General features: G+C 75.0%; 12 protein-coding genes. 5 read left to right on the forward strand and 7 right to left on the reverse strand.

Annotated elements, in window-relative coordinates; translation table 11 throughout:
* Positions 1-116 precede the first annotated feature (116 nt).
* The gene (gene ybiA / locus MF672_RS35270; protein WP_242380754.1) at positions 117-653 is read left to right on the forward strand and encodes a riboflavin biosynthesis intermediates N-glycosidase; all 537 of its coding nucleotides are present in this window, start codon (positions 117-119) and stop codon (positions 651-653) included.
* A gap of 88 nt (positions 654-741) precedes the next feature.
* Here the strand turns inward: ybiA and recD2 are convergent, their stop codons facing one another.
* From recD2 to MF672_RS35285, 3 genes are read right to left on the reverse strand one after another with little or no spacing between them, the layout of a single operon-like run.
* Positions 742-2,886, reverse strand: a complete 2,145-nt coding sequence (gene recD2 / locus MF672_RS35275) for an SF1B family DNA helicase RecD2 (protein ID WP_242380755.1) — start codon at positions 2,884-2,886, stop codon at positions 742-744.
* A gap of 37 nt (positions 2,887-2,923) precedes the next feature.
* Entirely contained in the window at positions 2,924-4,045 is a 1,122-nt protein-coding gene (locus MF672_RS35280) for an erythromycin esterase family protein (RefSeq protein WP_242380756.1), read from the reverse strand.
* Positions 4,042-5,184, reverse strand: a complete 1,143-nt coding sequence (locus MF672_RS35285) for an acetate/propionate family kinase (RefSeq protein ID WP_242380757.1) — start codon at positions 5,182-5,184, stop codon at positions 4,042-4,044. Before MF672_RS35285 ends, MF672_RS35280 begins: the two co-directional genes overlap by 4 nt.
* A 114-nt stretch (positions 5,185-5,298) precedes the next feature.
* Between MF672_RS35285 and MF672_RS35290 the strand changes: the two genes are divergently transcribed.
* The 4 genes from MF672_RS35290 to MF672_RS35305 all read left to right on the forward strand — a co-directional run bounded on the left by MF672_RS35290 (position 5,299) and on the right by MF672_RS35305 (position 9,430).
* On the forward strand, positions 5,299-5,799 hold the full coding sequence (locus tag MF672_RS35290) for a (2Fe-2S)-binding protein (RefSeq protein WP_242380758.1): 501 nt from the start codon (positions 5,299-5,301) through the stop codon (positions 5,797-5,799).
* Positions 5,796-6,767 (forward strand): FAD binding domain-containing protein, encoded by a 972-nt coding sequence (locus MF672_RS35295; protein WP_242380759.1) that lies wholly within the window; start codon positions 5,796-5,798, stop codon positions 6,765-6,767. Before MF672_RS35290 ends, MF672_RS35295 begins: the two co-directional genes overlap by 4 nt.
* A complete protein-coding gene (locus tag MF672_RS35300; protein WP_242380760.1) occupies positions 6,764-8,794 on the forward strand; it encodes a xanthine dehydrogenase family protein molybdopterin-binding subunit in 2,031 nt (676 codons plus the stop codon). The genes MF672_RS35295 and MF672_RS35300 overlap by 4 nt, the downstream gene beginning before the upstream one ends.
* A 63-nt stretch (positions 8,795-8,857) precedes the next feature.
* Entirely contained in the window at positions 8,858-9,430 is a 573-nt protein-coding gene (locus MF672_RS35305) for a DUF6328 family protein (RefSeq protein ID WP_242380761.1), read from the forward strand.
* On the opposite strand, the gene MF672_RS35310 is transcribed toward MF672_RS35305, so the two are convergent.
* Genes MF672_RS35310 through MF672_RS35325 form a run of 4 tightly spaced genes read right to left on the reverse strand, consistent with a single transcriptional unit; the run spans position 9,319 to position 12,075 of the window.
* Positions 9,319-9,696 (reverse strand): cation:proton antiporter, encoded by a 378-nt coding sequence (locus tag MF672_RS35310; protein WP_242380762.1) that lies wholly within the window; start codon positions 9,694-9,696, stop codon positions 9,319-9,321. The genes MF672_RS35305 and MF672_RS35310 overlap by 112 nt on opposite strands.
* Entirely contained in the window at positions 9,693-9,971 is a 279-nt protein-coding gene (locus MF672_RS35315) for an MrpF/PhaF family protein (protein ID WP_242380763.1), read from the reverse strand. The genes MF672_RS35310 and MF672_RS35315 overlap by 4 nt, the downstream gene beginning before the upstream one ends.
* Complete coding sequence (locus MF672_RS35320) at positions 9,968-10,513, reverse strand: Na+/H+ antiporter subunit E (protein ID WP_242380764.1); 546 nt, start codon at positions 10,511-10,513, stop codon at positions 9,968-9,970. The genes MF672_RS35315 and MF672_RS35320 overlap by 4 nt, the downstream gene beginning before the upstream one ends.
* Complete coding sequence (locus tag MF672_RS35325; RefSeq protein WP_242380765.1) at positions 10,510-12,075, reverse strand: Na+/H+ antiporter subunit D; 1,566 nt, start codon at positions 12,073-12,075, stop codon at positions 10,510-10,512. Before MF672_RS35325 ends, MF672_RS35320 begins: the two co-directional genes overlap by 4 nt.
* Positions 12,076-12,165: the final 90 nt, after the last annotated feature.

A 12,165-nucleotide genomic window follows, 5' to 3' on the forward strand; every position in this document is an offset into this window, starting at 1 on the left:
CTCAGCCCTCCGCAGAGCCCCAGCCCGCCGACCCTCAGCCCTCCGCAGAGCCCCGGCCCGCCGACCCCCACCCCTCCGCAGAGCCCCAGCCCATCGGCTCCGGGCCCGCGCTTCCCTTGAGCGTCGAGGAGGCCGTCGCGGCCGAGCGCGCCGGCCGCCGGCTCAAGTACCTCCGCTTCTGGGGCCACCGCCCGCCCAGGGGCGGCGGCGTCGGCCCCGGTTGCCTCAGCCAGTGGTGGCCGGCCGCGTTCACCGAGGACGGGCACCGCTACGCCTCCGCCGAGCACTACATGATGGCGCACAAGGCGTGGCTGTTCGGCGACGACGAGACCGCCCGGCGCGTCCTCGCCGCCCCGGGCCCGGCGCAGGCCAAGAACCTCGGCCGGCTGGTGCGCGGCTTCGACGAGGCCACCTGGGAGGCGCACCGCTTCGCCATCGTGGTGCGCGGCAGCGCCGCCAAGTTCGGGCAGCATCCCGAGCTGCGGGCGTACCTGCTGGGCACCGCCGGGCGCGTGCTGGTGGAGGCCAGCCCGCTGGATCGCGTGTGGGGCATCGGCCTGGCCGCCGACGACGAGCGCGCCACCTCCCCGGCCCGCTGGCGCGGCCTCAACCTGCTCGGCTTCGCCCTGATGTCCGCCCGCGCCACCCTCTGACCGGACGCGCCCGCGCCCCTTCGAGCGGCGCGGCCGGGCGGCCGAGCCGCCCGCTCCACCGGCACCGAGTGCCCCTGGCCGGCCCTCCTCAGGACTCCATGCTCAGGGACAGCCGCCGCGCCAGGCCGGTGTTGCGGCGGGCGCCGACGCGGTGCACGGCCAGCTCCAGCGCCTCGCGCTGCCCCACCAGCACCACCCAAGCCCTGGCCCGCGTGACCAGCGTGTAGAGCAGCTTGCGGCGCAGCATGACGCCGCCCGACTCCGCGACGATCGGCGCGACCACGAACGGGTACTCGCTGCCCTGCGAGCGGTGCACGCTGATCGCGTAGGCGTGGGTGAGGTCGTCGAGCTCGTCGAAGCCGTACTCGACGCTCTCGCCGTCGTCGGTGCGCACGGTGAGCGTGCGCTCGGACGGCGTCACCGCCGTCACCGTGCCCGTCTCGCCGTTGAAGACGCCCTTGTCGTAGTTGTTGCGGATCGGCATCACCCGGTCGCCGACCCGGAACACGGTGACCCCCGACCAGTGCTCGTCCTTGCCGTCGGCGGCCGGGTTGAGCTGCTCCTGGATGAGCCGGCCGAGCGCGGTCGCGCCGGTCTCGCCCTTGCGCATCGGGCACAGCACCTGCACCTGGCCGGGCTCGACGCCCTGCTTGCGCGGGATCGCGACCATGGCCAGGTGGGCGACCCGGCGGGCCACCTGCTCGGGGTCGTCGAGCTCCTCGAACCAGAAGCCGCCCCGGCCCGGCGTCAGCGGCATGCGCCCGGCCCTGATGCGGTGGGCGGCCTCGACGATGCCGCTGCCGCCCGCCTGCCGGAAGACGTGGGTGAGCTGGACGCGCGGCACGGCGGGCACCCGCAGCAGGTCGGCCAGCACGTCGCCGGGGCCGATGCTGGGGAGCTGGTCGCTGTCGCCGAGGAACAGCAGGTGGCTGCCCGCGGGCACGGCCGCGACCAGCCGGGTGGCGAGGTGCAGGTCGAGCATGGACGCCTCGTCGACCACGACGAGGTCGGCGTGCGCGGGCCGCTCGTCGAACAACGTCTCGGGGTCGGGGTCGGGCTGCTGGGCCAGCATGCGGTGGACGGTCATCGCCGGCAGGCCGGTCAGCTCCGACAGCCGCTTGGCCGCCTTGCCGGTGGGCGCGCAGAGCGTGACCGTGCCGCCCGCCTGCCGCACCACGGTCGCGATGGCCCGGACCGTGTGGCTCTTGCCCACCCCCGGACCGCCGGTGATCACCGAGACCGTGCTGGTCAGCGCCATGGTGACGGCCGCCCGCTGGTCGTCGTGCAGCGACGGGTCCTCCTCGAAGGCGCGCAGCGGCAGCGTGGAGCGGGCCCCGGCCAGCCGGGCGAGCTGGGCGGCCAGCGCCTGCTCGCGGGCGTGCACGTGCTTGAGGTAGGCGACGAGCTGCCCGGGCTGCGCCGGCGAGGTCTCGACCACCACGCGGCGCTCGGCGACCAGCGCGTCGATCATCGGGCGCACCAGGTCAGGGTCCTGCTCGATCAGCTCGGCGGTCTCGCGCACCAGGGCGGCCACCGGGACGTAGCAGTGGCCGTCGCGGCTGCCGGCCGCCTCCAGCCGGTCGAGCAGCGCCGCCTGGACCCGCTGCGGGCTGCGCTCGGGCACGCCGGACTGCAGCGCGATGCGGTCGGCCACCCGGAAGCCGATGCCGCGCACCCGCCCGATCAGCCGGTACGGGTCGCTCGCCAGCACCTCGTCGGCGTCCTTGCCGAACACCTGGTAGATCTTGGCCGCCAGCAGCGGGCTCACCCCGAGCCCCTGCAACGTCACCATCAGCGCGGCGATCGCCTTCTGCTCGCGCCACGCCTCCACGATCTGCGCCTGCCGCAGCGGCCCGATGTTGACCACCTCGGTCAGCCGCTCGGGCTCGGCGTCGATCACCTTGAGCGTGGCCTCGCCGAAGTGGTCGACGATCGCGTACGCCAGCCGCGGCCCGATGCCCCGGACCAGCCCCGACCCGAGGTAGACGCGGATCGCCCGCACCGACGACGGCGCCACCCGCTCGCACCCGGACACCGCGAAACGCCGCCCGTAGCGGGCGTGCCGGCCCCACTCGCCGTGCAGCAGCAGCGTCTCGCCCGGCTGCACCCCGGCCAGCGCGCGCCCGGTCGCCACGAAGCCGGGCACGCCGTCGGCGCTCATGCGCGCGACGGTGTACGCGTCCTCGCGGACGTAGACGAGCTGCTCGACCGACGCCTCCACATCGACGATCAAACCATCCCGCACCGACAGTCCGGCCCGCGCGGACGGCTCACACGGCGCTCGGGTACGTCTCCGGCTCGGTGTCGCCCCACGGCTCGCCGTGCAGCGGGTGCAGGGCGGTGGTGCGGTCGAGCCACAGGAAGGCGTCGTAGCGGCGGCCGGTCTCCGTCGGCACGTAGTTGTCCCACCGCTCCCGATCCGGCCGGTACACCACGCCGATCGCCCGGTGGTCCAGGCGCTCGTCGTACCAGCCCGGGCGGGGCCCGTCCGGCACCACGAACAGCGCCCGCGGCCGGTCGGGCAGGGCCTCGTGCAGCAGCGCCTCCAGCGACCCCGGCCGGGCCGGCGGCACCGGCATGACGTGGTGCCGCCCGCCCCACCGGTCCCCGGCGACCACCGACCCGCGGTGGCCGCCGAACCCGACGAGCACGGCGTCGCCGCCGTGCCGCTCCCCGGCGAGCCGGACGTTCCAGGCGTCGGGCCCGCCGCGCACCATGGCCCGGTAGTAGCGCTCGGCCCCGGCCACGACCTCGGCGTTCTGCCGCACCGCGAGGTCGCGGGGCGCGGCCCGGAGCACCGCTGACAGCAGGCCCACGACCTCCTCCTCGCAGCTCTCCGGGACCAGGCGGACCGCGGCGGCGGCGTAGCGCTGGGGGTCGTGCCCGAAGGACTCGAAGCAGTGCAGGGCGTCCATGACGGCGTCCAGCTCGGCCGGCAGGTGGGCGGCGGCGTAGCGGCGGACCGCGCGCAGCGAGTCCCGCAGGCTGTAGACGTCCAGGCCGTGGAAGCCGCAGCGGGCGCCGGGCGGGCGGCCGGCGTTCCAGCTGCGCAGCCAGCGGCAGAACAGCGCGACCTCCTCGTTGGCCCACATGAACGCCGGCCAGCGCATGAACGCGTACAACGCCTGGAACGGGTCGGCGTCCCCGGTGACGGCCCGGTTCACCCGCTCGCAGTCCGGCCAGTCGCCCTCGACGGCGACGAGGCCGAAGCCCTTCTCGGCGATCAGCCGCCGGGTCAGCGCGTCGCGCCAGGCGTAGAAGTCGTGCGTGCCGTGGCTGGCCTCGCCGATCAGCACGAACCGGGCCTCGCCGATCCGGTCGAGCAGCGGGTCCAGGTCCTCGGGGCGGTCCAGCGGCAGCGCCTCGCGGCGGATCCCGTCCAGGTCCGTCATGCGTCCTCCTCGGCGAGCGCCCGCAGGCACTCGCGGGCGAGCTGCAGCTCCTCGCGGACCTGCACCACCAGGACGGGGACGGCGGCCCCGGCCGCGCTGACCGGCCCGTCGTCGGAGCGTTCGCCGAGCGCCGGCGGCTCGACGCCGAGCAGCCCGAGCCGCCGGCACACGGCCTCGCGCACCTCGGGCTGGTCCCAGCCGATCTCGCCGGTGAACACCAGCGCGTCAAGGCGCGGCAGCGACGTGGCCGCCGCGGCGATCTCGCGCGCCACCCGGTGGGCGAACACGCGCAGCGCGAGGGCGGCGTCCTCGTCGCCCTTGCGCTCGGCGGCGACCAGCTCGCGGGTGTCGCCGGACGTGCCGGACAGGCCGAGCAGCCCGGAGCGCCGCTCCAGGCCCTCGCTCAGCTCCGCGACGCCGAGCCCGCCCGCCGACAGCAGCCAGGTCAGCAGCCCCGGATCGACGCTGCCCGAGCGCTTGCTCATGGGCATGCCCTCCAGCGGCGTGAAGCCCATCGAGGTGTCCACGCTGCGCCCGCCCGACAGCGCGCACACCGAGCAGCCGCCGCCCAGGTGCGTGATCAGCAGCTCCAGCTCGGCGAGCGGCCGGCCCAGCAGGTCGGCCACCCGGTCGGCGGCCCAGGCGTAGGACAGGCCGTGGAAGCCGTAGCGGCGCAGGCCGTGCCGCTCGCGCCACTCGCGCGGCAGCGGGTACGTGGCCGCCTCCTCCGGCAGCCCCGCGTGGAAGGCGGTGTCCGGGCAGAGCACGTGCGGCACCGCGGGAAGCTGCTCGCGGGCGGCCTCCAGCAGCGCCAGCGCGGGCGGCAGGTGCAGCGGGGCGAGGCTCGTCACGCCGCGGAGCGCCGCCACGGTCTCGTCGTCGGCCAGGGCGGGGGCGCGCACCACCTCGCCGCCGTGCACCAGGCGGTGCGCCACCGCCCGCACGTCCCGGTCGAAGTGCCCGCCGAGGAAGCGCGCCAGCTCCTCCCGCGCCGAGGACGGGTCGACGGCCCGCTCGGCGTGCGCGCTGTCCAGCACCGCGCCGCCCTGCACCAGGTCGAGACGCAGGCTGGAGGAGCCCGCGTTGACGGTCAACACCGCCGCCGATTCCGTCATCCGCTCGTCGAACGCCAGGCCCATGCCGCCCGGCTACCCCCCACCGCCCGCGCAAAACGGACGCTGCGGGACGAACGACCGGGCCGCTTTACCGTCCCCGGGGGTTGCCCGGCGATCAGCTCGGGTAGGCGAGCGCCTATGGACATCACCCTTCAGGTGAACGGCCGGCCGCACACGGCCGACGTGGACCCGCGCATGTCGCTGCTGGACCTGCTGCGCGAGCGGCTGGGGCTGATCGGCTCGAAGAAGGGATGCGACCACGGGCAGTGCGGCGCCTGCACCGTGCTCATCGACGGGCGGCGCGCCAACTCCTGCCTGGCCCTGGCGGTCGCCATGGACGGCCGCGCCGTCACCACCGTCGAGGGGCTGGCCGATGGCGAGGAACTGCACCCCCTGCAGGCCGCCTTCATCGAGCACGACGCCTTCCAGTGCGGCTACTGCACCCCCGGCCAGCTCTGCTCGGCGGCCGGCATGCTGGGCGAGCCCGGCCCGAGCGCGGTCACCGGCGACCTCATGGCCGACCCCGAGCTGACCCCGCACGAGATCAGGGAGCGCATGAGCGGCAACCTGTGCCGCTGCGGCGCCTACGTCAACATCGTCAGCGCCATCTCCAGCGTCGTCCCCGGGGCGGCCCGGTGAGGCCCTTCGACTACGCCCGCGCCGACAGCGCCGCCGACGCCGTGCGCCGCTACCGTCCCGGCACCATGTACCTGGGCGGCGGCACCAACCTCGTCGACCTGATGCGCCTCGGCGTCGCCCGCCCCGAGCACCTGGTCGACGTCAGCCTGCTGCCGCTGGACGCCGTGGAGGAGGTCCGCGGCCGGCTGCGCGTCGGGGCCGCGGTCCGCAACACCGACCTCGCCGCCCACCCCCTGGTGCGGGCCCGCTACCCGATGCTGGCCCGCGCGGTGCTCACCGGCGCCTCCGGCCAGATCCGCAACATGGCGACCGTCGCCGGCAACCTGCTGCAGCGCACCCGGTGCGCCTACTTCCAGGACGTCAGCAGGCCGTGCAACAAGCGCCGCCCCGGCTCCGGCTGCCCGGCCATCGAGGGCGACCACTCCAACCTGGCGGTGCTCGGCCACTCCCGCGCCTGCGTGGCCACGCACCCGTCCGACATGGCGGTGGCGCTGGCCGCGCTGGAGGCCGAGGTGCACGTCACCGGCCCGGGCGGCGACCGCGTCGTCCCCATGCCGGGCCTGCACCGCCTGCCCGGCGACGCGCCCGAGCGCGACACCGTGCTCGACCCCGGCGACCTCATCACCGCCGTCGAGCTGCCCCCGCCGCCGCCCGGCCGCTCCGTCTACCGCAAGGTGCGCGAGCGCGCCTCGTTCGCCTTCGCGCTGGTGTCCATCGCGGCCGTGCTCGACGTCGGCGCCGACGGGACGGTGACCGGCTGCCGCATCGCGCTCGGCGGCGTCGCGCACGCCCCCTGGCGGGCCGGACGCGCCGAGCGGGCGCTCGTCGGCGGCCCGGCGACCGGCGCGGCGTTCCTCGCCGCCGCCGAGGCCGAGCTGGAGCAGGCCGAGCCGCTGCCGCGCAACGCCTACAAGGTGCCGCTGGCCCGCAACCTGATCGTCGAGACGCTGGAGGAGCTGGCACCGTGAACCGCGTCGAGGGCCGCGTCAAGGTCACCGGGCTCGCCACCTACGCCGCCGAATACCCGGTCGAGGGCGTCGCCTACGCCTACCCCGTCCAGTCGCTCATCGCCAAGGGCCGCATCGCCCGCGTGGACGCCGCCGGCGCCCTCGCCATGCCCGGCGTGCTCGCCGTGCTGTCCGTCGCCGACCCGCCCGGCCTGGCCGAGGACGCCGACGCCGAGCTGGCCCTGTTCCAGCACCGCGAGGTCGCCTACCGGGGCCAGCTCGTCGCCGCCGCCGTCGCCGGCACCTACGACGAGGCCCGCGCCGCCGCCGACGCCGTCCGCGTCGAGTACGAGCCGGCCGACCACGACGTCAGCCTCCGCGCCGACCACCCCGGCCTGTACCGGCCGGAACGGGTCAACCCGAACTTCCCGTCCGACACCGAGCAGGGCGATTTGGAGGCCGGGCTGGCCGCCGCGGCGACCGCGATCGACGTGACGTACACGACGCCGGTCCTGCACAACAACCCGATGGAGCCACACGCCGCGCTCGCCCTGTGGGACGCCGAGGGCCGGCTGCTGGTCTACGACTCCACGCAGGGCGCCAGCAGCGACCGCGACACGATCGCCAGGACGCTCGGCCTGCCGCCCGGCCGGGTCCGGGTGGTCTCGCGGCACGTCGGCGGCGGCTTCGGCTCGAAGGGCACCACCCGCCCGCACGCCGTGCTGGCCGCCCTCGCCTCCCGGGCCGTCGGCCGCCCGGTCAAGGTGGCGCTGACCCGGCAGCAGATGTTCGACGTGACCGGCTACCGCACCCCCACCATCCAGCGGCTGCGCCTCGGCGCCGACGGCGAGGGCCGGCTGACCGCGCTGGAGCACGTCGCCTACGAGCAGAGCTCCACGCTGAAGGAGTTCGCCGAGCAGACCGCCGTGCCGACCCGCGTCATGTACGCCGCGCCCGCCCTGCGCACCGCGCACCGCCTGGTCCGGCTGGACGTGGCCACGCCGTCCTGGATGCGGGCCCCCGGCGAGTGCCCCGGCATGTACGCCCTGGAGTCCGCCATGGACGAGCTGGCCTGCGCCGCCGGGATCGACCCGGTCGAGCTGCGGATCCGCAACGAGCCCGAGGTCGAGCCGGACAGCGGCCTGCCCTTCAGCTCCCGCGACCTGGTCGGCTGCCTGCGCGAGGGGGCCCGCCGCTTCGGCTGGGACCGGCGCGACCCGCGCCCCGGCGTCCGGCGCGAGGGGGAGTGGCTGGTCGGCACCGGCGTCGCGGCCTCCACCTACCCGGCCAGGCGGCGGCCGTGCCAGGCCGTGGCCCGGGTGCGCGACGGCGGCTTCCTCGTCCAGGTGGCCGCCGCCGACATCGGCACCGGCGCGCGCACCGCGCTGACCAGGATCGCCGCCGAGACGCTCGGCGTCGCCCCCGGCCGGGTGCACGTCGAGGTCGGCGACAGCGACCTGCCGTACGCGCCCGTCGCGGGCGGCTCGATGGGCACCGCCTCCTGGGGGTCGGCCGTCGTGCGGGCCTGCGAGGAGCTGAAGAAGGACGGCACGGAGGGCCGCGCCGACACCACCGAGGAGATCAAGCAGGACTCCGAGCTGGCCCGGCACGCCTTCGGCGCCCAGTTCGCCGAGGTCCGGGTGAGCGCGGTGACCGGCGAGGTGCGCGTGTCGCGGCTGCTCGGCGTGTTCGCCGCCGGGCGGATCGTGGACGCCAGGCTCGCCCGCTCGCAGTTCATCGGCGGCATGACGATGGGCCTCGGCATGGCGCTGATGGAGGAGACGCTCACCGACGAGGAGTTCGGCGGCTTCCTGCGCCGCGACCTCGCCCAGTATCACATCCCGGTCTGCGCCGACGTCCCGGACGTCGAGGCGGTCTGGCTGGACGAGCACGACGACCGGCTCAACCCGATGGGCAGCAAAGGCGTCGGCGAGATCGGCATCGTCGGCACCGCCGCCGCCGTCGGCAACGCCGTGCACCACGCCACCGGCCACCGCGTCCGCGAGCTGCCGATCACCCCGGCCAGACTCCTGACCGCCATGTTTTGACCTCCCTTTACGTGGAAGAAGAGCCCTCTTCATGCCTTGTTAACCGTGGTCAGGGGAGGGCTTGTGAGCCGGGAGTCGGACAAGGAGCGGGCGGACCGCAATTTCGTGGAGCTCCTGCAAGGGGCCCGCGTCGCGGTCACCGGCGTGCAGGTGCTGTTCGCCTTCCTGCTGACCGTGCCGTTCTCGCAGCAGTTCGACCGGCTCGACCTGGCCGACCGGTGGTTGTTCTTCGCGGCGCTGATCGGCGCGGCGGTGGCCTCGATCTGCTACATCGCGCCCACCGCGCAGCACCGGGTGCTGTTCCGGCAGGGTCGCAAGGAGCTGCTGGTGCGCCGCTCCAACTTCTACGGCATCCTGGGCGCGCTGGCGCTGGTGGTGTCGATGACGGCGGCCACCGGCCTGGTGATCGACTACCTGTTCGGGCCCACGCTGGCCTGGCCGGTCGCCGGGGCGATCGCGGCGCTGGCCCTGTGGACGTGGTTCGGCCAGGCGGCGCTCGACCGGGCGGGCGCCGACGACGACGATCAGGAGGACCCGCTCGACCCGGAGGAGTCGTCGGACGAGTCCTCGGGCGGGTCCTCGGGCGGCAGGGCCGTCCCGTCGTCCTCGTCCTCGCGGGAGCAGTCGCGGGCGTAGGCGGCCCGCGCCACCATGTACGCCGCCACCGCCACGGTGATCACCTGCGACGTCGCGACCAGCGCGAGCGGCCCGGCGTTCCCCCAGGTCGGCCGGTGCAGCCACATGGCCAGCAGCACCAGCAGCACCCCCGCCACCTGGGGCTTGGTGCCGGCGTGCATGCGCTCCAGAGTGTGCCGGAACCGCACCAGGCCCGCCCCCGCCGACAACGCCAGCCCCGCCCCCAGCAGCAGGCAGGCCCCCGCCGCCGGGTCCAGCGCGCTCACCGCGCGCCCCGGCCGCCGCCGGAACGGCCGGCGAAGAAGCGGGCCAGCGACACCGACCCGACGAACCCCAGCAGCGACAGCACCAGCAGGATCGGCAGGTCCGAGTAGTCGTCCCTGGCGACCGCGAACGCGCCCACGCCGCACATCGACAACGACGTCATGACGTCCAGCGACACCGCCCGGTCCAGCATCGACGGGCCGCGCGCCGCCCGGTAGAGGGTCAGCATCCCCGCCACCCCAAGCAGCGTCAGCGTCAGCGCGTACACCAGCGTCATGCCTGGCCCAGCTCCTCCCGGTCCGCGCGGGTGCCGAACGCGGCCACCACCCGCGACTCCAGCGCCGCCACGTCGGCGCGCACCTTGCCGGCCGCGTCCCCGGGGATGCCGAGGACGTGCAGCATCAGGCACCGCTCGGCGACGTACGCCTCCACGATGATGCTGCCCGGCACGTTCGACAGCGCCGTCATCACCAGCACCGTCATCGACTCCGACGACGTGCGCAGCTCCACCCGCACCAGCTCCACCGGCGGCGGCCCCGGCCGGAACACGTAGAACACCACCCGCGCCGTCGAGATCGCCATGTCCCAGCCGAACACCAGCAGGAAACGCGCGAGCGCGAGCGGCCGCACCCGGATGCCGGGGTCGAGGACGGGCAGCGGCAGCAGCCACGTCACCGCCACGCCGGCCGCGAGGCCGCCCAGCACGTTGCCCGGCGACACCTCGCCCCACAACGTCACCCACACCAGCGCCAGCCAGGCCACCATCGGCAGCGGCACCCGGCGGCCCAGCACGCTCGGCGCCAGCAGCCGCCCGGTCACCGCCGCCCTCCCAGCACCGCCGCGATGTACGGCTCGCGCGCCATCAGCTCGGCCGCCGTCCGCCCGGTCAGCGCCGACAGCGGCCCCGCCAGCACCGTGAACGCCAGTGCCAGCAGCACCAGCGCCGCCACCGGCCCCGACAGCGCCATCGGCAGCGTGACCGTGGTGACCGTCGGCTCCTCGCCGGTGTCCTCCTCGCTCTCCACCACCGTGCCGGCGACCGCCGGCCGCGGGGCCCGCCAGAACGCCTTCCCCCACGTCTTGGCGACGGCGTACAGGGTGAGCAGGCTCGTCACCAGCCCGCCCGCCACCAGCGCCACCGGCAGCGGCCCGCCGCGCGCCAGCCCCGCCTGCACCAGCATCAGCTTGCCGAGGAAGCCCGACATGGGCGGGATGCCGGACAGGTTCATCGCGGGCACGAAGAACAGCACCGCGATCAGCGGCGCGGCCTTCATCAGGCCGCCCAGCCGGCTCACCGACGTCGTGCCCGCCCGCCGCTCGATCAGCCCCGTCACCAGGAACAGGCTGGTCTGCACGGTGATGTGGTGCACCACGTAGAAGATCGCGCCCGCCATGCCCGCCACCGTGGACAGCGCCACCCCGAACACCATGTACCCGATGTGGCTGACCAGCGTGAAGGAGAGCATCCGCTTGATGTCGGTCTGCGCCACCGCGCCCAGCACGCCGGTCAGCATCGTCGCCAGCGCCACCCACATCAGCAGCGTCGAGACCGGCCCGCCGGGGAACAGCAGCGCCTCCAGCCGGATGATGGCGTACACGCCCACCTTGGTGAGCAGCCCGGCGAAGACCGCCGTGGCCGGCGCGGGCGCGGTGGGGTAGGAGTCCGGCAGCCACGCCGACAGCGGGAACAGCGCCGCCTTGATCGCGAACACCAGCAGCAGCGTCAGCTCCACCAGCAGCTTCACCTGGCCGGGCAGGGTGGCGAACCGCTCGGCGAGCTGCGCCATCGACAGGGTGCCGGTCGCGGCGTAGGTGATGGCCAGCGCGATCAGGAACAACATCGACGAGGCCAGTGCCATCAGCGTGTACGTCGCGCCCGCCCGGATCCTGGCCTCGGTGCCGCCGAAGGTCAGCAGCACGTACGAGCCGCTCAGCAGCAGCTCGAACGCCACGAACAGGTTGAACAGGTCGCCCGACAGGAACGCGTCGGCCACCCCCGCCACCATCACCAGGAACGCCGGATGGAAGATCGCCATCGGGGCGTCGTGCTCCTGCTCGTCGTAGGCGTTGGCGACCGAGTACACCATGACGCACAACGTCACCGCCGACGACACCACCAGCACCAGCGTGGAGAGCCGGTCGGCCACCAGGCAGATCCCGACCGGCGAGGACCAGCCGCCCAGCTCCGCCACCAGCGGCCCGCCCGAGTCGGCCGCCACCAGCAGCAGCGCCGCCACCGCCAGCGACACGCTCATCGTGCCGATGCTCAGCAGCGCCTGCAGGTGCCGCAGCCGCCCGGCCGTGGCCAGCTTCACCCCGGCCGCCAGCAGCGGCAGCAGCACGGGCACGCACACCAGCCCCTCCAGCAGCGCCCTGCTCACCACCCCTCACCCCGGCCCGTGCCCCTCGCCCGGCCCGTGCTCCCCACCCGGCCCGTGCCCCTCGCCCGGCCCGTGCTCCCCACCCGGCCC

Source organism: Actinomadura luzonensis (assembly GCF_022664455.2).
Lineage (GTDB): Bacteria > Actinomycetota > Actinomycetes > Streptosporangiales > Streptosporangiaceae > Nonomuraea > Nonomuraea luzonensis.

Excerpts from the sequence above, each read along its gene's own strand:
- MF672_RS35285 (WP_242380757.1), bottom strand. The coding sequence starts at position 5,184 with ATGGGCCTGGCGTTCGACGAGCGGATGACGGAATCGGCGGCGGTGTTG.
- MF672_RS35315 (WP_242380763.1), bottom strand. The coding sequence starts at position 9,971 with ATGACGCTGGTGTACGCGCTGACGCTGACGCTGCTTGGGGTGGCGGGG.
- MF672_RS35290 (WP_242380758.1), top strand. The coding sequence starts at position 5,299 with ATGGACATCACCCTTCAGGTGAACGGCCGGCCGCACACGGCCGACGTG.
- MF672_RS35280 (WP_242380756.1), bottom strand. The coding sequence starts at position 4,045 with ATGACGGACCTGGACGGGATCCGCCGCGAGGCGCTGCCGCTGGACCGC.